Below are 18126 nucleotides of genomic sequence, written 5' to 3'. Positions count from 1 at the left end.
GGTGAGGCCAAAAGTCAGTTCGCCGTAATCTTCGGTGAGCGCTTCGTCATCTAATGACGGTAACCGGCCTCCCGCACAAAATTCCTGACAGTCCCATGTGCGACTGTGCGCGTCGCGGGCCATGTATGTGCGGGCCTACGTCGTGATCAAAGCCGCCGATGCGTTCCACACCAAAACCACCCGACCGAACGAGATGTGGCAAACCGACTTCACGTACTTCCAAGATCATCGGGTGGGGCTGGATGTATCTGTCGACTGTGCTCGACGACTTCTCTCGCTACATCATCGCCTGGAGGCTGTGCACCAACATGCGGGCCGAGGACGTGACCGATACATTGGACCTCGCCCTCGCTGTCTCGGGCTGCGACAGCGCCACGGTGCTGCACAAACCTCGGCTGCTCAGCGACAACGGCCCCAGCTACATTGCCGGCGAACTGGCTGAATACATCGAGGCCGGGAAGATGAGCCACGTGCGCGGCGCCCCGATGCACCCGCAAACCCAGGGCAAGATCGAACGCTGGCACCAGACTTTGAAGAACCGCATTCTGCTGGAGAACTACTTCCTGCCCGGCGACCTTGAGGCCCAGATCGAGGCGTTCGTCGAGCATTACAACCACCAGCGATACCACGAGAGCCTGAACAACGTGACGCCCGCCGATGCCTACTTCGGCAGAGTGGCAGCCATCATCAAACAGCGCGAAAGGATCAAACGCCAGACCATCGAAAATCGGCGCTTGCAACACCGCAAGCTAGCTGCCTAACATCAACCCCCAGACGAGGCCCGCACTCCGCTAGTTTACGCCGCGAGTTGTGCCGAATGTTCTGACGACGGACAGCCATGACCCTGAACCTCCTTGAGGCTGTCCGTCAGACGGTGATTGGACGGCCAGCGTGAATGTGTCCGCCAACTCTGGACCTTCGACGGCGATTCGGACAAGATCGCGTTAAGATGGGAAAACGGACACTTGGGACCCGCGCATGGCGCTGATCGGCTATGCGCGCGTCTCCACCGCCGATCAGAAGTTGGCGCTCCAGCATGACGCGCTGGTCCGCGCCGGTTGCGAGCGCACCTTCGACGACCAGGCGTCGGGGGCCAGGGCCGACCGGCCGGGGCTCGCCGAGGCGCTCGCCTATCTGCGGGCCGGCGACACGCTGGTCGTGTGGAAGCTCGACCGGCTCGGTCGCTCGATGCGCCATCTGATCGCGCAGGTCGGCGACCTGGCGGCGCGCGGGATCGGCTTTCGCTCGCTGACCGAAAACATCGACACCACGACGCCGGGCGGGATGCTGGTGTTCAACATCTTCGGCAGCCTGGCCCAGTTCGAGCGCGACCTGATCCGCGAACGCACGCAAGCCGGTTTGCGCGCCGCGCGCGAGCGCGGGGCGCAGGGCGGCAGGCGTCCGGTCGTCACACCCGACAAATTACGCAAGGCGCGCGCACACATCGCCGCAGGCCTGACGGTGCGCGAGGCAGCCGCGCGACTGAAGATCGGCAAGACCGCGCTCTACAAGGCGCTGGAAGGTGCGGGCGCACAGCGCGTCGGCGAAACGGCAAGAACAGGCGCATGACAGGCGAACGCGATCCGAACATCGTCACCTCCGGCTTGTCCGGCACCGTCACCGAGCAGGGTATCACGGTCGAAGTCCACATCATCCGCCTCGAAGACAAGCCGGGCTGGACGCTGGAGGTGGTCAACCACAGCGGCACCTCGACGGTGTGGGACGATCCCTTCGTTACCGACGATGCCGCATGGGCTGCCTTCCGCCGTACCGTCGAGGAAGATGGCATGCGCGCCTTTCTCGACCAGGCCGTTGTCATCCCGTTTCGGCGCTGAATGCGTCAGTAGGCCAAGAGCAGGAGATCAACGATGCCGACAAGCGCCAGGCCGCTGTGGATCCTGACCGGATTGCTGCTGGCCTTCTATCCGGTTCTGAATTTTGTCTACTGGCCGCAGGTGCTCCGCTCGGGCGTGCTGCCCCCCCGATGGCGACAGCATCGGCATCCCCATGTACGGCAGCATCCTTGTGACGATCGTCGCATCGCCCGTCGTTTTGGGCACCGGGTGGCTTTGTCTCCGGCACTATAATCCAGCTACCCGCCTTGCCACGATCAGGTGGGATCGCCCCATCCGCACGGTTGCGGCCAGCCTCGTGTTCGGAGGTGCTGCCGTACTGTGCGTCTTCGGCCTCGTCGCTGAACTGGGTCAGGCGATGCCGTGGTACGAATACCTCTGGGCCGCATATGGGTTGGCTTGGGTGCCTTGGCTGCTCGGTGTACGGGCAGCAGTGATCGATCAGGACAGCACGGCAGACGGCTGAACCCCGCCGTTCACTGCTCGTTCGCTCCTACCGTACGCAGAATGCACTTTCGTGTAGTCACCCCTGTCGGGCGAATCCTGTATCGACCACAGTGCGCCCGGTTCCATTGTCCAGCAGGATAGTCGCTGGCCTGTTGTTCAGACGACCTTGGAAGAGGATCAGGCCCTTCACGATCTCCATGCTTTGCTGCGCCCAGTCGCTCCTTGCGACGAGGTGAAGGGTGAGCCGTTTGTCCGCGGTTTCTGCGGAAGGGACTTTCGGAACCGGAGGTGTCGATGACTGCTGTGCGCTTGCCGGCCCGCCTGCGAGCAGAAGCGGGAGCAGAAAGGCGCGATAGTGCAAATTGCACGGCTCAGCCAAAAGCATGCCGAAGATTATCAACCGGTTCGTCCGCTATATCAATACCCCCGCCGGGAAGCAGACCGTCGCCTTTCCACCCAAACCCGGCCGTTCCGGCGTGCCATTTACCGCTGACAGGACGTGCCAATTAGCGCCGACATTTACAAGCGTTCGTAACGCCTTACAGGTGTCGAAATCCTTTGTCAGAACCGGTGGATGGGATTGGCTACGCGAAGATCTCCCGCGGCGACGCTCGGATTCCGCTCTGCGGCCTAGCGCCTTGCCCGATCCGCGATGCTGTTTAGAACATTACGATCGGCGGTGAGACATGCATGAAACTCAATCACCCTGCTGAGGCGGAGTCGTCCTCGAGCGATGGAGTGCGGTCACGCGCTTGACGTGAGCGATGCTGCACCCGGCGAGCTCCGCAGTTTTCGCGATGCTCATGCCCGCCTCCCGCAGACCTACGATGCGTCGATGGTGGGCGAGATCCGGCTTGCGGCCGGTGTAACGCCCCGCCCTCTTCGCGACCTCAATGCCCTCGCGTTGCCGCTCGCGGCGCGTCTCGTAGTCGTCGCGCGCCGTCTGCAGCGCCACCCGCAGCAGCATGTCCTGCACTGCCTCCAGCACGATGCGCGCCACGCCCGCGCTGTCGGCCACCAGGTCGGACAGGTCCACGATCCCCGGCACTGCGAGGCGCGCCCCCCTGCCCCGGATCGTCTGCACCAGCAGCTCCGCCTCCGGCAGCGGCAAGCGGCTGATCCGGTCGATCTTCTCGGCTACCACCACCTCGCCCGGCTGCAGGTCCGCCACCATGCGCAGAAGCTCCGGCCGGTCGGGCCGCGCGCCCGACGCCTTCTCCCGGTACACCGCAGCCACGTAGAAGCCGGCCGCCTTGGCGCCGGCCACGATGTTCTCCTGCCGCGTCAGGTCCTGATCGACCGTACTCACCCGCAGATAGACGCGCGCTACCTTCGCTCCGCTGCCTGCCACCTACACATCACTCCTGCTCGGCGTTCCTGGGTATACCCTCGCGAGCCATAGGCTAACCGAGCAAGTTGCGACCCATTATGGCCGAGAACACATCGTAGTCATCTACATTGAGTATGCTGAACAGCCTCCAGTTTCGTTCAGCTGAGACTGACGGTCGGCTTGAGCGGCCTTAGGTCCAAAGCCAGTGCGCTCAGTTCGGCGATCTTTGTGTCGCTGCCTCTTGCCAGATGATTGACCAAATCCTCCTGATTCGGCTGGCCGAGCGCGAGGCGATAAAGCAGGCGCTGGCGCTGGAGGTAATCGAACCGTGCAATGTCACGGCTCCTCGACAATGCGAGCACGTGGCGATCGATGTCGGCATGGTTGAACGTCCACCAGGGTGACAGCCCGGTGTCGTCTTGGAACCGGCGCTCGCTCAATCCTGCGGCCTCTGTCCATGGTGATCGGCCGGTGCGGGCCGCGGCTAACGCGTCGCCCTGCACCAACGCGCCCAGCGGACGTCGCACCAGGAGACCACCATAGCGCGATATGCGACCTTCACGCTGTTCAAGGTCGACTGGATTGGATGGCAGATCCCAGTGAACGATGCGACGGCACCAGCTGTGAAAATCCAGACCTTCCTGACCGATCGAGGTCGTCGCGAGAACATGGGGCCAGAATGGCGTGTTGAACGCTCGCCGGAGGCTTTCAGCGCGTGGCGGCGCTTCGGCTTCAGACTCGCTCAGCGCACGTTGCGCTGCTTCGGCATCGCCGCTTTCGGTGCCGCTGAAAGGCACGGCAGCGTGGCAACGAAGGCGGATCGAGCTCGATGTGGTCGGGATGCCGCGGAAGGTGAACCAACCGAGCGAGGCGTGCAGCGCCGATGCCAGTTCGTCGAGAAGGTTCGGGGCGTCGGTCTGCCCTTGGGCGAGCCAGAAATGCTCATCAAGCACGCTCTCGAGCCCGCCGTCGCGGACCGCCGCCATCAGAACCTCGGTGGGATTGCCGTCGCCCAGCCGGCCCCAGAACACCCGGTTGTCGAGATAGGGGCGCAGCCTGTGCCAGCAGAACGAGACGAGCTTCGAAAGGTGGTCTGCCTCAATGGCCGCCGGAAAATGCCGGAGCAGTGCGCGGCCGACAGCGACCGCCGGTGAGGCCAAGCCGATCTCGGCCAAGCGGTGCAGCTCCTTGGCGCTGATCCAGTCGATACTCTCGACGTGGTTGCGCCGGGTGACGATGCGCCCGAGCACTGCCTCAGTCCCCGCCGTCTCGTTCCATGCCGCCTGGGATGCCGCGAAATCGCCGGACTTTCGCTCGATCGCGGCAAGGAGGTTCCAAAGCGGACGTGCCCGTTCGGCGTCCTTCTTCGGCTTGCTGCGGATCTCGACCTTCTGATCCCTGAGCGCCTTCCGTAATTGTCCGATGACCGTGCGCAGCGCGTAGCGGGCGGACGAATGGTTGCCCTTCAAAGGATCGGTCACCCGGACTAGGAACGGCGACGGATGGAACAACGACATCACGGGCAGGCCGGACTGCGGAGCCAGCCGCTTGCTTTCCCAGGGTCGCCGGCGGGCGGTTGGCCCGACGTCGAGGTAAGCGTCCTCGACACCGAGGCTGATCAAGGATGCAACACTCTGCGGGGTGGCGCGAAAACGGCTGAACAGAAGCGTTTTCTGCGCCAGGCTGTGCGCCCACGGACCCGCAAGCGGCCACCACTGCATGGAAGGGGCAACCCAGGGGAGCGCGAGATCGGGCGTTCGCACGATGTCGCGTAGGGCCCGAAGCTTCGGGCTACCCCAGCCGTCCTTGCCGTCGCCGGCGCGTCGTGCAGAGCGGAGCACCGGCACGCCTGATTGGCGTCCAAACTCGACCTTGTCGGCGATCTTGTACCGGGATCCGAGCGCCTGTGCCGGCAGTGGGACAGATAGCCAGTAGGCAGAGGCCGCGGTCTTGTTCCGATCGGACACCTTGCTGGCGAAATGCCTGAAAGTGTGAAGATCGCCGGGGACAAGGGCAAGCGGATCGCGCCGGGTGCGGTGATCCAGACCTATAGAGGGCGGGCGCTCGGTACGTGCTATGTAGGGGCGCAGCAGGCGGTCGATCCGGTCGCGCGTCGCTTCCGCACGCTCCTTGAGAGGCGGATCTATAGTGTCGCCCTCTGCGTCACCGATCGCACGCAGGATCTCGCCGAAGCTGGCAAAGAGCTGCTCGGCGTCCTCCCGCACGGCTGTGCTGCGCGTCAGAAACTCGATCGTGTCGAAAAGCTCTTCGTGAGCCTGCGGCCCGTCTTTTCCATCCCAGGACTCGCCAAACAGGCGGTAGGGTGTGGCCGACAAAAGCAGCATGGCAGGCTTTTTATAGCCGATCCCGAGAAGGGCGCGCCCGAGCCGGTCGCTTTTCGAAGGTGCCAGCATCTCGCGGAAGCGCTGAAACTCATCGAAGACGATAAGGTCCGGCGGGGTCGCCTCGAGACATGCCTCCGCAAGAAGGCGGCGCAACACCGTCAACGTCCCCGCCTCAGGCTTTGTCTGTGCGGCTGTCGCGATGCGTTCGCGAAGACCCGGCCTTTTACCCTCCGGATTGAAGCGCGACTTGAGCGCGGTGCGGAAGGTGCCGACAAGCTTCGGATCGATGCCGCCCATCAGCCGCTGCGCAGTACGGCGGGCGCCCTCCCAGCTCACCGTCGCGCGCTGTTGGATGAAGCGCTCGGGTAGTGTCTCCAATATCCCCGGCACGGCGCGTTCGAGCAGCAGGCTCAAAAAGGCACGCTCGATCGCAGCGCCAGGTGTCGGTCGTGTGCCTTCGGGCGGGAAGGAGGTCTGAGGGGATAGCGAATAGAGCCGGAGCGGCGATGGCGGCTCCTTGTCGTTCGGCCGTTGATCGAGCGGGATCATCGACAGCCGATCGACCTTGGAAAGGGCCCGCAGCCTGGCGCGCTTGTCCTCCAGAAAGTCGACCAAACGCGCGGCGTTCTGGTCGGAGACACGAGCATTGCTGGTGACGTAGTAGACCGTGAACTTCTTCCTACCGCCACGCGACAGCTGCCGGACGACCTCCCGAGCGACTGTCGTCTTGCCGAGGCCGACCTCGTCGGCCACCAGAAAGCGGCGACTGCCCTTACCGGTCAGCGCGGCTACGGCAGCGCCTACCGTCGCGTTCTGAAAGGCGCGCGGCGTGCTGCTCATCTTGCGATCAGGACCTCGCGCGCAATGCGCCAAGTCTGCTGGAGGGCGGTCAGATCGTCTCTGTCCGCCTGCGTAAGGTGCTCGCCATGAGCCAGCACCGCAGCCACATAGCGGTCGATCACGGCATCGACACGCTTCAACGAACCAGACTTGTGGGTCTGGTCCTTGGCCCAGGCAGTCAGGATATCCTCGAGCGCGAGCCCGTCATGCTTCCAGCTGCTCCGCTTGGGCGCAACCGCTTCCGGCTCCGTGTCCCAGTCGTTCTCGCTCCCCGCCCCAGCTCCACCCTCGAGCATCTCCCGCAGCCACGCCTGCAGGCCGGCAACGCTCAGAAAGCGACTGATCGCGGCAGCGTCCCGCTCCGCGTCGATCGAGGGGACCACCGGCACGCGCAGGAGCCATGACGCCGGCGGCAGATCCCCGATCGTCAGCCGAAACTGAACAAGATCCGTTTGCAGGGACAACGGAACCTCTCCGAGCTCGATGTGCGTCACGCCGGGCTGCCAGCGGTGGAGCGCCATCGTGGCGAGCCCTGCTTCCAACTGAACTGAGGGCGGCAGCGGCACGACTTCGCCAGAGGTGAGACGATACTCCCTGCCGTTGCGGTCCAGGCTGAGTGACGTGTCCGCAAGCGTCCAGCGCAGCCTTTCGAGAGCAAGTTCGGCTGCGTCAGCTTCTGTTTCCGTCAGCGTCTGCAGGAGAGCATCGGATACCGGTGTCGCTGACCCGACGATCGCCAGGACGCCGTCGATCTCGGCGCTGCCGCCGGTGAAGCGGGCGGCGACTTCCGCATTGCGGCCCGACCAAGCCCGGTCGGTGGCATTGGCGCTGCCGGCGACGATCTCGATCCGCTCGCCCTGGATCGCCGCGAACAGCTTGGCGTGCAGCCCCGAATGACTAGCGCCGCCCGAACCTTCGTCTTCCTCGTCCGTCGCCGGCTCCCGCCCTATCAGCTCAACCTCAGCGACGTCGTCTCCGTCCGGGATCGGTGCCCCAAGCGCCAACAACTTGAAGTCGGAAAGACCCGCGCGGCCGTCATTGCCAAGCTTGCGCAGCGCCGGCAGCGTCGTCACCAGAGTGCGGTCCGCGCTTGCCTTGGTCATATCGGCAAGGGATCGTGCGAAAGCATCGCAGAGGAACGGGCTCAGGACGACGATCTTGTCTCCGGACGTCGCATCGAGCGGAGCGATCGGCTCCGAGCCGCGCGTCCAGAGGTCGATCCGTGACACATCGATGCCGTCCGGCGCGATCCAGCGCACGGCCCTGAGCTCCTTCGCGAGATCGTCCGGATCGACGTCGGGCAGCTTGGCTGCGCGCGCGAGGGTTACACCCAGCGCATCGATGCCATCGACGACCTGGCTCCCCTTCCTGCGGCGGCTTTCGCCGTCCAACACCAGCCCGAGATCCAGGTCACGGCTCATGGTCAGGTTGCGGCTGCCGACCCAAAGCCGCCAGAACCGTGGCAATCCCTCCGCTTGATAGCAGATCAACGCAGCCTTCGGGTGCCAGCTGTTCGCGCTTTCCCGATAGGGCATCTCCACCACGAACTGGTCGAGCACGGCCGCGATCTTCGGGAGCCTCGGTCCACGATGGATGCGCCCGCGCTGGACAATGAAGCGCACCCGTTCGCGCAAGGCCTCGATCGCGCCGGCGAAGTCGGACTTGTTGCCGCGCGCATTGTCGCGGCCGCGGGCGTGGAGATTCAACAGAGCGCCCCCAAGAACGATCGGGTCGGCGGAGTAGGCGGCGAACAGGGCCAAGCGGGTTGTGGTCAGCTTGGGTGGCCGCAGGAGCTCAAGAAAGGCCTGGCCGGGGAAGTCCTTCGGCGCCCTTCTCATGCGCCGACGAGGTCCTGCAGCAGCATCTGCACCCGGTCCCAGCGGTAATGAAGCGGCGCACCCAGCGGATGGTGATCATTGTCCCAGTCCGCACGCTGATCGACGCCGAACTGGCTGCGTGAGAGCCGCGCTCGTCGCCCCTTTCGCGCCTCTTCGGCGTCACGGTACACGCGCTCCAACCGCATCGGATCGGTGTGTCCGGCGCGTACCCATGCGAGCGTGTCCTGAAGCGCAACAGAGACGACGGGAGCCAACTCGGTCCGGTCCGTCATATCGTCGAGAAAAGCTGGCCAGTCCAGGCGAGCGGCCTGGGCCTTCCAGCGCTGGACGATGCCGGTCAGTGCCGCGCGTTGCGTATCGGAGCGCTTGCTACGGTCCAGCTCCTCGCACAGCGTCTCCACTTGGGCGGCGTAAACGCCGCGGCCGATCGCGGCGAGAGCAGCGGCGTGGCCGGCCCGCTCAAGCGCTGGCCGTTCGGTTTCCGCAAGGTCCCGGACTTGTGGACCCCAAGCAGTACGGCTCGACGACACGTCGTGCCCGACCAGCAGCGAGAAGATCGATCTCGCCCCGGGATTTCTGGGCGACGTCAGGCTTCGCAGGCGTTTGGCGAGGAACTTCCGCTCGCTACGAGTGAGATCGAAGCTCAGCGTACCCTCGCCCTCCCCGTACCAATCGTCGGCCGGTTCCGGAACGACGAACGGCCAGGAACCTCCTCCGAGCGGCGTCCCTTCGTCGTCCTTCAGTAGCGCGCCCGGCTTACCCGCGACCATCCGCTCGACCTGATAGCGGCTAAGCGGACCGCTGCCTTCCTGCTCGCGCACCAGCCCCCAGCGTTGCAGCGCACCCCAATAGACCTGGCTGGGACGCTGCTCGACCGGAGAGGGATAGTTGCGGCTGCCGATCACACCGCCCGGCTCGTTGATCAGGCGCCCGGTGAGCAAATATTCGCGCCGCTTCACGCTTTCCTGTGCGCGTTGCCCCTTGGCTGGTTTGAGGTGCTCATCGCGGTAGAGCCAGGGCACGAAGAGGACATAGCGCAAGCGGGTATGCAGGACTGACGTGCCGGGAAAGAACCGATCGGCGTAACGCTGGTGGACGATCAGGAACCCGATCTCGTCCCGAACCCCTTTCTGGTCCGAGTTCATGAATTTGCGCGCCTCGCGCATCGCGTCCGGCGACAGATAGGTCATTCCAAAAGACGCCAAACGCCACCCCCAAACTCTATAGCCGCCCACAAGGAGAGCCGCTGACAGATCGACGCGGTTAGGCTGTTTCCAGCACCCGCACTGCGCCGATCCCCTCATGTCGCGGCCGGACCCGGATCTCGACATCGTGGCCGAGTTTCCGGAGACCATCGGTGATGTAAGCTTCGCTGATGCCGTCGAAACGGCCGCGGAGGATCTTGGAAAGCTTGGGCTGTGGCATGCCCATGCGAGCAGAGGCAGCGGTCTGCGTCAGCCCCAGTTCGCCCATGCTTCGCTGAAGAGCGGCGGCGAGCTTGGACTTCACCAAACGACCTTCCGGATCCGAAAGGCCGAGATCCGCGAAGACGTTGCCACTGGAGGTCACATGCTCGACTGCCATGTCGGGGTCCTTTATAAGGCTTGTTTGCGTAGCGCTCTCTTCTCGGCAGCCAATCTTTGAGCCGCTTTCAGTCGAGCTTCGATCGTTTCCTTCTGGTGCTTCGGAACGGCGATGCCGCTCGTCGACTTTTTCTGGAAGGCGTGGAGAACGTAGATATCGTCGTCGATCTTGACGTTGTAGATGCAGCGATAGGTGTCGCCGTCGTCCCGCTCAATTAGCTCGATACTCGAGCCGTACGGCTTGGCGTTGACGTGTCTCATTCCAAGCTGGGCTAGGTAGAGGCCGTGTCCAAACTCGCTTCGGACATCCTCGGGCATGTCGACCAGGTCGTCCCTGCTACTACCCATCCACTCCAGTTCGCGCATTCTCCATCTCCGTTGACGATGGAAGAAGGCCTATATCCATTTAGGTATAATGTCAACCGGGCTGACGGCAATCCGCTTGTTCAGGGCCCCGGACCTCGTCCGTTCTGAAGCCTTCAGTCCGCCTCGGGGCAGTTGGCGTTGATGCTATGTTCCGCTGCCGCTAGACTGCCGGGAACGGCGAAAACGCCGATAGCCGTAAAAGTGGGGTGGTCAGTGCAGCGCCAAACATTCGTCTCCCATGGCAGGCTGGCTGCTCGTGAGATCAGATTGGAAGCCGCGCGTGCCCAGCGGCACGGCGTCCAGGTCATGACATTGGAGCAGCTTGCGGCTCGACTGGCGGGTGGGTTCATCACCGGCATCGATCCGGAGGCGTTGCGCGACGCGATCCAGGCGTCGGTGACCGACAGCGACCTGGGCGAGCTCGACAACATCAAGGCCCTGCCCGGCTTCGTCAGTGCCGCGGCTGACACGCTGCACAAGGCATGGCGCGCTGGTGTGGATCTCTCGGCTCGTGCGGGCGAGGACCCGCGCCTCGCCGCCATTGCCGCGCTGGAAGATGCCGTCATCGGCCGTCTCCCCCACTCGATGCTGCGGCCCTGCGATCTCGTCACGCGTGCAACCGAGCGCCTCGCTCATGCCCCTGCCCTGTTCGGGAGCATCGACATCGTCGGTCACTCCGAACTCTCGCCCTGCTGGCGCGAACTGCTGTTCCTGTTGGCCGACGCGGTAGCGGTCCGCTGGCATGCTGGCCCCCGTTCGGTGCCAGACTGGCTTGCCGGGTCCGCCATCGAGGTGCTCAGATCCGACGCCGCCAGTCCGAGCCTTGAAGCGGTGACCTGTGCAACCGGTCATCATGAGGCGGTCGAGGCGATGCGCTGGGCACGCGAGCTGATTGCCAGCGGTGTTGCCCGCCCCCACGAGATCGCCATCGCGTCCGCGGCGCCAGCCGCCTATGACGATGTCTTCCTCGCGCTGCGCGCCGATGCCAATCTCGACCTCCACTTTGTTCATAGCGTTCCCGTTGTATCGACCCGGCCGGGCCAGGCAGCGGCCGCCCTCGCCGATGTCCTCGTGCGCGGGTTGTCGCAGGCGCGCATCCGCCGGCTGGCGTCACTGCTCGGCAGCGAGGCGGGACCGGTGGCCCAGCTGCCCGCGGGCTGGACGCGGCTGCTCCCGGGTGAGGCGCCGCTCAACTCGACCGGTGCCTGGGACAGGTTGATCGACCGGCTTACAGCGGAAGACTGGCCCGACGGTGTCGACCATGCGCCTGAGTTACGCGACATCATCGCGATGTTGGCCAAAGGTACGACGCTTGCGGCGGACACGGGCGAGAAGCTGCTTAGCGGTCCGGCACGCCGCATCTGGCGGCGCGCGCTTGGTCTCGGCAGTCCGGCCGCCATCGATATCACAATTGCGCAACTCCGCCTCGAGGACGAAAGCGAGCCCTGCTCATCGGTCGCCTGGATGCCGGCTGAGGCGCTCGCGGCATCACCACGGCCTTTCGTTCGCCTGCTGGGTCTGACGTCAACTCAGTGGCCGCGGCGTATCAGTGAGGATCGACTCGTGCCCGACCACGTCGTGCCGCTGGCAGACCTTGATCCCCTGCCCGTCTCTGCTGCTGACCGGCGTGACTTCGAAACGATCCTGGCCACCACCGCCAGCCAGGTCGTGCTCAGCCGGGCGCGGCGTGATGAGGAAGGACGCCTGGTAGGGGCCAGTCCGCTGCTTCGGGGAACTCCGCCGCCTGCCTATCTGCGGCGGAACCGGCGCCCCGACCACGCCATGAGCGAGACGGACCGGCTCGGAGCCCGACCGGGCGATGCTTCAGAACTGGCGCAGGCCGCCTCCGCTGCAACCTGTTGGACGAACTGGCGCTCGTCGCACGTGACGCCACACGACGGACAGGTCCGCCCGGATCACCCCGCGCTGGCCGCAGCGCTGGACCGCGTTCAGTCGGCCAGCTCGCTCAAGCTTCTCCTGCGAAACCCGCTTGGCTTCAGCTGGAAATATGCGCTCGGCCTCCGTGCTCCGGCCACAGCCGACGAAGCGCTCGTGCTTGATGCCCGAGCGTCGGGCGAGTTGCTGCACCACCTGCTCGACAACGCCGTGCAGCGGCTCGAAGCCGGTCAGGGGCTGGCCGGTGCCGACGAACAGGCCTGCGTGTCAGCGCTCGATGCGGCCTGTGCGGACGTCGCGGCGATGTGGGAGGCGGGTCAGGCCGTGCCGCCCGGTATTGTCTGGCAGCGGACCTTGGCGGACACCCGGCAAGTCGCGCTCGCTGCACTCGAGGGCCGACCCGAGCCCCTGCCCGGCCAACGCTCCTTTGCCGAAGTGCCGTTCGGCGGCCAGACCGCCAAGTCCGATGGTGCCCTGCCCTGGGCGGCTGACACGGTCGTGGAAGTCGCTGATACCGGCTTTCGGATCTCCGGTTACGTGGACCGATTGGACCTGTCAGACTGTGGCACAAAGGCGCGTGTCACCGATTACAAGGGCGGCAAATGCCCGAAGGACGCTGTGACGCTGGACGGCGGAAGTGAACTCCAGCGTTGCCTGTACGCCTATGCGGTTCACTCGCTTCTGGGCGATGACATGGAGGTGGAGGCGGCGCTCGTCTATCCGCGCGCGGGGGTGACCCGGCCGCTGCAGGACGCGAACGGCACGCTTGCCACGCTGGCCGGGCATCTGCGCGCTGCACGTGCCAACCTTATGGCCGGGCGAGCGCTCCCGGGCCCGGATACGGGCGGCGATTATGACGACCTCGCCTTTGCTCTGCCGGCAATGGCGGACAAGGGGTGGTGCCGCCGCAAGCAGGAGGCGGCGACGATAGCCCTCGGCGATGCCACCCTCGTCTGGGAGGCGGAGTGATGAACGTGATGGCACCCGTGCTTGCGGATGACCAGCCAAGGCTGACCGCGCTTACCGCTCACGACCGATCGCTGCTCGTCGAGGCCGGCGCAGGCTCGGGCAAGACCGCCGTGATGGCAGGGCGTGTGGCGCTGATGCTCGCCGCCGGCGTCGCGCCGAAAAGCATTGCCGCAGTGACCTTCACCGAACTCGCCGCCAGCGAACTGCTCGCGCGCGTGCAGGACTTCGTGGAAGAGCTGCTATCCGACCGCATCCCGCGCGAGTTAAGTGCGGCGCTCCCTCACGGGCTCTCGGACGAACAGCGCCAAGCGCTGACCGGTGCGTGCGAGAACCTCGATGAGGTCACCTGCTCGACCATCCACGGCTTCTGCCAGCGCCTGATCAAACCCTACCCCATCGAGGCCAACATCGATCCGGGCGCGAGCCTCGTGGACCCGGTCGAAGCGGAACTTGCGTTCGGTGACACGCTGGAACGCTGGCTGCGCGCGACGCTGGACGGCGCTCTGCCAAGCCTGATTTCGGAGCTGGTGTACCACGAGCCGGTGGGGGGACTCGCTCTGGTGCGAGAGGTTGCCGACAGGTTGCGTCGACACCGCGTGCTGACAGGACCGCCGTCTCCCGCCCTCCCGCCTCTGATCGACGCCTTGCACGACGCAGTCGATGCCTACAGAGCCTTCGTCACCAGCACCTCCGCGCGGGAAGAAGAGAGCATCGCGGCAGCGGAAGCGTTCGCCGGGATGAGCGAGCGGCTCGTGGCGGCCGGGCAAGGTCAAAGCTCTCAGTCGTTGGTGGCGCTACTCACCGCCGAGCCCGACGCTTCGCTCCTCACCGGCTCCGGCTGGCGCAAGTATCAGAAGAAGGGGAAGTGGGAGGCTGCGGTCAAGCTGAAGGGCCTGCCCAAGGCACGCGGTGGCGAGTTGAACGGCGAGGCCGAGCGTCTGCACAACGCTGCGCGCGATGCCTGGATCGACCTCAAGGGGGCGGTCGCAGCGCGGGTTCTCTCGGAGGTGTTGGCCGCGGTCGCGCCCGTGGCGGACGGGTTCCGCGCCTACAAGCGCGCAGCGGCCTTGCTCGACTTCGATGATCTGATCTTCGCCGCGCGTGACCTGCTGCGCGATCATGAGCCTGTCCGGCAGGCACTCGCGTCGCGTTATGCGCATGTGCTGGTGGACGAGTTCCAGGATACCGACCCGCTTCAGTTGGAGATCTTCTGGCGCCTGTGCGGTGAGCCGATGGACGGTGCCGATCCCGCCGACTGGCAGACGTACCGGATCAGGCCCGGCGCATTGTTTCTCGTCGGTGATCCCAAACAGGCGATCTACCGTTTCAGGGGCGCCGATGTCGCCGCCTATGTCCGGGCACGCAACGCGATCCGCGCTCAGGGCGCGCAGAATCTGCTCAGCATCTCGACAAATTTCCGGTCCTGCGCCGGCATCCTGTCCTTCGTGAACAAGCGGTTCGAACCGCATATGAGCGAGGACAAGGGGCAGCCCGGGTTCACGGCGCTCGATCCCTTCCATCCCGATCCCGCCCACGGGCTGTGCGTCACCGCCCTGCCGGTCGCGTGCGCGGGCGAGGACGGGAAGGCGTCGGCCGACCGGAAGCGTGACTGTGAGGCAGAGGCGGTCGCGGAGCTGGTCGCGCGCCTGATCGGCAGCCATGAGATCGCCGACCGTCGGGCCGGAATGCAACGTCCGTGCCGACCCGGCGACATCGCTCTGCTCGCGCCGACCGGCAAGGACCTGTGGCGCTACGAGCAGGCGCTGGAGCAACGCGGGATCGCGGTCGCCACGCAGGCCGGCAAGGGCTTCTACCAGCGGCAGGAAGTGCAGGATCTGGTCGCGATCGCGCGCGTGCTCGCCGATGGCCGAGACACGCTCGCATTGGGTGCGCTGCTCCGGGGACCTCTGGTCGGGCTGACCGAGGAAGAGCTGCTCGACCTTGTCTGGACGCAGCCGCGCGCACCGGAGCGGCCGGGCGCTCTTCCTCACCTGCACGTCAACATGGACCTGGACGCGATTGCGCATCCCCTCGCGAGGGACGTGCTGGGCAAGCTTCAGGGGCTCAGGCGCCGGATCAACGCGACCACCCCGCATCAGCTGATCGCCGAGGCGATCGACACGCTGAACGTACGCGCGATCCTGCTGCAACGCCATCGCGGCCAAGCCGAACGTCCACTCGCCAACGTCGACCTGTTCCTGAGCCTGGCCCGGCCTTACGGCGTTCGCGGCCTGAGAGCGTTTGCACAAGCGATGGCGGACGCCTGGGCCGGCAAGGCGCGCTCGGCCGAAGGTCGGCCCGACGCGCAGGAGGAATCGGTGTCGCTTCTCACGGTGCACGCCTCCAAGGGGCTGGAGTGGCCGATCGTCGTCCCGATCAACTGCATGACGGCGACGATTGCAGCCGACACCACCGTCATCGATCGCGACGCCGGCATCCTGTTCATGCCGGTGGTGGGCAACCTACCCTCTGGCCACGCCGATGTGCACAGTGCTGAGAAGGCCGAGCAGGACCGCGAACGCATGCGCCTGTGGTATGTGGCTGCTACCCGCGCGCGCGAGCTGCTGGTGTTGCCGCGGCTCGATGTCGCGGCGGGCTCGAACAGCTGGTCGGGGCTGATCGACTTCGGGCTTGATGAGCTCGAGGTTCTCGACCTCGACGCTTATCCCGACCAAGCGCCTTCCGGCATCCACGAGGACGACAATCAGCAGACCCGGGAGCGCTTCGCGGAAGAAGCAACTGCGATCGTCGACGCTACCGCGAAAATCGCTTGGAGCGCGCCGAGCAGGGACGAAGGGCGCGGGGTAGATGACCACTCGCAGGCTGAACCCGAGCTGGTGTTCGGAGAGGTGGCCGGTGCTGCTCCATCGGGACCGGTTCAAGGCGGGCGCGAGCGGGGGCTGATCATCCACAAGCTGTTCGAGGAGGTGCTTACGGGTGAAATCCTGGACGAGGAAGCGCACCTCGCAGACCGGGCACGCGAGCTGATCGTGCAACTCGGGCTTGAGCCGGCCGGGGCCGCGGCGACCAGCATCTCCGAACAGGAGGTGGCACGGGTTGTTGTGCGCACGCTGGCCCTCCCCGAGATCGCAGCGATGCGTGACCGCCTCGTGCCGGAGCTTCCGGTTCTCGCTTCGGAGGAGGTCGACGGCATCGAAGTCGTCACCGCCGGGATCGTAGATGCGTTGCATCTTGATGAGTCCGGACAGCCGCGCGCGGCGATCGACTGGAAGAGTGATGTCGATCCGGATTTCGCCGCCACCGAGCAGTATCGCGGTCAGGTGAAGCGCTACCTTCATGTAACCGGCATCTCGGAGGGTATGATCGTGTTCGTGACGCGCGGAACCGTCATCCGAGTCTCGGCCTGATAAAACCGGCTCGCGCTTGCAGCTGCCAGAGTCAGGTCGGCGGAGCTGACTTCCTGCGAACTGTAGCTGTACGGTTGAGGGCGAAGCACCTCCCTGAAGTTCTGCGGCTCCGTCCTGACAATAATTGAAAACGGGACGGCCACCGTGCTCAGCGTACGATTTTTACCATCCTCTCACCGGCATCCTCATTGTTTACTCTCTTGCTCACGTTCGAGTCACGCAGCAAGGCGTTGGTACCCTGCCCGACCGCGACTAAGCATGGGCCCAGAATTGGGCGAAGCACCGCAGTCGAAGTACATCGCGTACTCCGGATTGTAGACTACGGCTTCAACAGGGGAGGTTGAGCCATAAATACACGGTCCATTCGGTTCATGAGGTCGGTGCGACCGCAGCTGTCTTTGCACGGTGGAGCGCGGTTACTCTCTTGACGTGGGCGATACTGCATCCGGCAAGGACCGCCGTCTTCGCGATGCTCATGCCCGCCTCGCGCAGCCCAACTATCCGCCTGTGATGGGCAAGATCGGGCTTGCGGCCGGTGTACCGGCCTGCCCGCTTGGCGATCTCGATGCCCTCCCGCTGCCGCTCGCGCCGCGTTTCGTAGTCATCCCGCGCAGTCTGGAGCGCGACGCGCAGCAGCATGTCTTGCACCGCTTCTAGCACGATCCGCGCGACGCCGGCGCTGTCCGCTACCAAGTCGGTGAGGTCCACAATGCCCGGCACCGCGAGGCGCGCGCCCTTCGACCGGATAGTCGCGACCAAGAGCTCGGCCTCAGACAGAGGCGGGCGGCTGATCCGATCGATCTTCTCGGCGATCACCACCTCGCCCGGCTGCAGGTCCGCCACCATGCGCAGCAGCTCCGGCCGGTCGGGTCGAGCGCCGGACGCCTTCTCCCGGTAGACGGCAGCGATATAGAAGCCGGCCGCTCGAGCACCGGCGACGATGCTTTCCTGCCGCGTGAGGTCCTGCTCGTCCGTGCTCACCCGCAGGTACACCCGCGCCGCTCGCACACCGCCATCTACCATCAGTTCGTCGCTCCTATGAGGCGTTTTTGGATATACTCAAATAAGCGACCGGCTAAATGGAACCCGACAAGCTCATCGGAGCCGAGAACGAAGTGTAATCTGGTGATTATTCGAGCCTGAACGGCATGACCGCCGGTTCAGGATAAGGATCATCGCTTTCGCTTTGTCGAACATCGGCTTGGGGCCGCGTTCAAGCTCCAAGAAATGGCAGGGTTGCAGCCGCGCACAGCGGGCAACAGACAAGCGTGTACAGCATGAAGCGCCGCCA

The 18126-nt window shown here is 65.1% G+C and carries 12 protein-coding genes and 1 pseudogene; 6 read left to right on the top strand and 7 right to left on the bottom strand.

What is annotated here, in order from left to right; genetic code table 11:
* Positions 1 to 133: 133 nt before the first annotated feature.
* The 4 genes and pseudogenes from GGR47_RS18125 to GGR47_RS18110 form a co-directional block, all read left to right on the top strand.
* Positions 134 to 761, top strand: a pseudogene (locus tag GGR47_RS18125) (transposase); the annotation flags it as partial.
* Between the two features lie 217 nt (positions 762 to 978).
* Positions 979 to 1569 carry a recombinase family protein gene (locus GGR47_RS18120; RefSeq protein ID WP_147036001.1) on the top strand — a complete coding sequence of 197 codons (591 nt, stop codon included), beginning with the start codon at positions 979 to 981 and terminating at the stop codon, positions 1567 to 1569.
* The gene (locus GGR47_RS18115) at positions 1566 to 1835 is read left to right on the top strand and encodes a hypothetical protein (RefSeq protein ID WP_147036000.1); all 270 of its coding nucleotides are present in this window, start codon (positions 1566 to 1568) and stop codon (positions 1833 to 1835) included. Before GGR47_RS18120 ends, GGR47_RS18115 begins: the two co-directional genes overlap by 4 nt.
* Positions 1836 to 2007: 172 nt before the next feature.
* Positions 2008 to 2319, top strand: a complete 312-nt coding sequence (locus tag GGR47_RS18110) for a hypothetical protein (RefSeq protein ID WP_147035999.1) — start codon at positions 2008 to 2010, stop codon at positions 2317 to 2319.
* 678 nt (positions 2320 to 2997) lie between these two features.
* Here GGR47_RS18110 and GGR47_RS18105 read toward each other — a convergent pair.
* The 6 genes from GGR47_RS18105 to GGR47_RS18080 all read right to left on the bottom strand — a co-directional run bounded on the left by GGR47_RS18105 (position 2998) and on the right by GGR47_RS18080 (position 10602).
* Positions 2998 to 3651, bottom strand: a complete 654-nt coding sequence (locus tag GGR47_RS18105; RefSeq protein ID WP_147035997.1) for a recombinase family protein — start codon at positions 3649 to 3651, stop codon at positions 2998 to 3000.
* 137 nt (positions 3652 to 3788) lie between these two features.
* Positions 3789 to 6815 (bottom strand): DEAD/DEAH box helicase, encoded by a 3027-nt coding sequence (locus GGR47_RS18100; RefSeq protein WP_147035996.1) that lies wholly within the window; start codon positions 6813 to 6815, stop codon positions 3789 to 3791.
* Positions 6812 to 8575 carry a phospholipase D family protein gene (locus tag GGR47_RS18095; protein WP_147035995.1) on the bottom strand — a complete coding sequence of 588 codons (1764 nt, stop codon included), beginning with the start codon at positions 8573 to 8575 and terminating at the stop codon, positions 6812 to 6814. Before GGR47_RS18095 ends, GGR47_RS18100 begins: the two co-directional genes overlap by 4 nt.
* Before the next feature lie 74 nt (positions 8576 to 8649).
* A complete protein-coding gene (locus GGR47_RS18090; protein WP_147035994.1) occupies positions 8650 to 9843 on the bottom strand; it encodes a DUF6361 family protein in 1194 nt (397 codons plus the stop codon).
* Positions 9844 to 9916: 73 nt separating this feature from the next.
* Entirely contained in the window at positions 9917 to 10237 is a 321-nt protein-coding gene (locus tag GGR47_RS18085; protein WP_147035993.1) for a helix-turn-helix domain-containing protein, read from the bottom strand.
* 11 nt (positions 10238 to 10248) lie between these two features.
* On the bottom strand, positions 10249 to 10602 hold the full coding sequence (locus GGR47_RS18080; RefSeq protein ID WP_063690323.1) for a type II toxin-antitoxin system RelE/ParE family toxin: 354 nt from the start codon (positions 10600 to 10602) through the stop codon (positions 10249 to 10251).
* 306 nt (positions 10603 to 10908) lie between these two features.
* Between GGR47_RS18080 and GGR47_RS18075 the strand changes: the two genes are divergently transcribed.
* Together GGR47_RS18075 and GGR47_RS18070 are read left to right on the top strand one after the other, a co-directional pair.
* Entirely contained in the window at positions 10909 to 13467 is a 2559-nt protein-coding gene (locus GGR47_RS18075) for a PD-(D/E)XK nuclease family protein (protein ID WP_246343137.1), read from the top strand.
* Positions 13467 to 16835 carry a UvrD-helicase domain-containing protein gene (locus GGR47_RS18070; RefSeq protein WP_147035992.1) on the top strand — a complete coding sequence of 1123 codons (3369 nt, stop codon included), beginning with the start codon at positions 13467 to 13469 and terminating at the stop codon, positions 16833 to 16835. Before GGR47_RS18075 ends, GGR47_RS18070 begins: the two co-directional genes overlap by 1 nt.
* Before the next feature lie 369 nt (positions 16836 to 17204).
* Here the strand turns inward: GGR47_RS18070 and GGR47_RS18065 are convergent, their stop codons facing one another.
* Positions 17205 to 17858, bottom strand: a complete 654-nt coding sequence (locus tag GGR47_RS18065) for a recombinase family protein (protein ID WP_208663150.1) — start codon at positions 17856 to 17858, stop codon at positions 17205 to 17207.
* Between the last annotated feature and the right edge of the window lie 268 nt (positions 17859 to 18126).

The sequence above is a fragment of the Sphingomonas aquatilis genome, from assembly GCF_014196115.1.
In the GTDB taxonomy this organism is placed as follows: domain Bacteria; phylum Pseudomonadota; class Alphaproteobacteria; order Sphingomonadales; family Sphingomonadaceae; genus Sphingomonas; species Sphingomonas aquatilis.
This window is presented reverse-complemented; position numbering and strand designations above follow the sequence as displayed.

Coding starts and splice junctions, on each gene's coding strand:
- GGR47_RS18090 (WP_147035994.1), bottom strand. CDS start 9,843: ATGACCTATCTGTCGCCGGACGCGATGCGCGAGGCGCGCAAATTCATG.
- GGR47_RS18085 (WP_147035993.1), bottom strand. CDS start 10,237: ATGGCAGTCGAGCATGTGACCTCCAGTGGCAACGTCTTCGCGGATCTC.
- GGR47_RS18065 (WP_208663150.1), bottom strand. CDS start 17,858: ATGGTAGATGGCGGTGTGCGAGCGGCGCGGGTGTACCTGCGGGTGAGC.
- GGR47_RS18120 (WP_147036001.1), top strand. CDS start 979: ATGGCGCTGATCGGCTATGCGCGCGTCTCCACCGCCGATCAGAAGTTG.
- GGR47_RS18075 (WP_246343137.1), top strand. CDS start 10,909: ATGACATTGGAGCAGCTTGCGGCTCGACTGGCGGGTGGGTTCATCACC.
- GGR47_RS18070 (WP_147035992.1), top strand. CDS start 13,467: ATGAACGTGATGGCACCCGTGCTTGCGGATGACCAGCCAAGGCTGACC.
- GGR47_RS18110 (WP_147035999.1), top strand. CDS start 2,008: ATGTACGGCAGCATCCTTGTGACGATCGTCGCATCGCCCGTCGTTTTG.
- GGR47_RS18100 (WP_147035996.1), bottom strand. CDS start 6,815: ATGAGCAGCACGCCGCGCGCCTTTCAGAACGCGACGGTAGGCGCTGCC.
- GGR47_RS18080 (WP_063690323.1), bottom strand. CDS start 10,602: ATGCGCGAACTGGAGTGGATGGGTAGTAGCAGGGACGACCTGGTCGAC.
- GGR47_RS18115 (WP_147036000.1), top strand. CDS start 1,566: ATGACAGGCGAACGCGATCCGAACATCGTCACCTCCGGCTTGTCCGGC.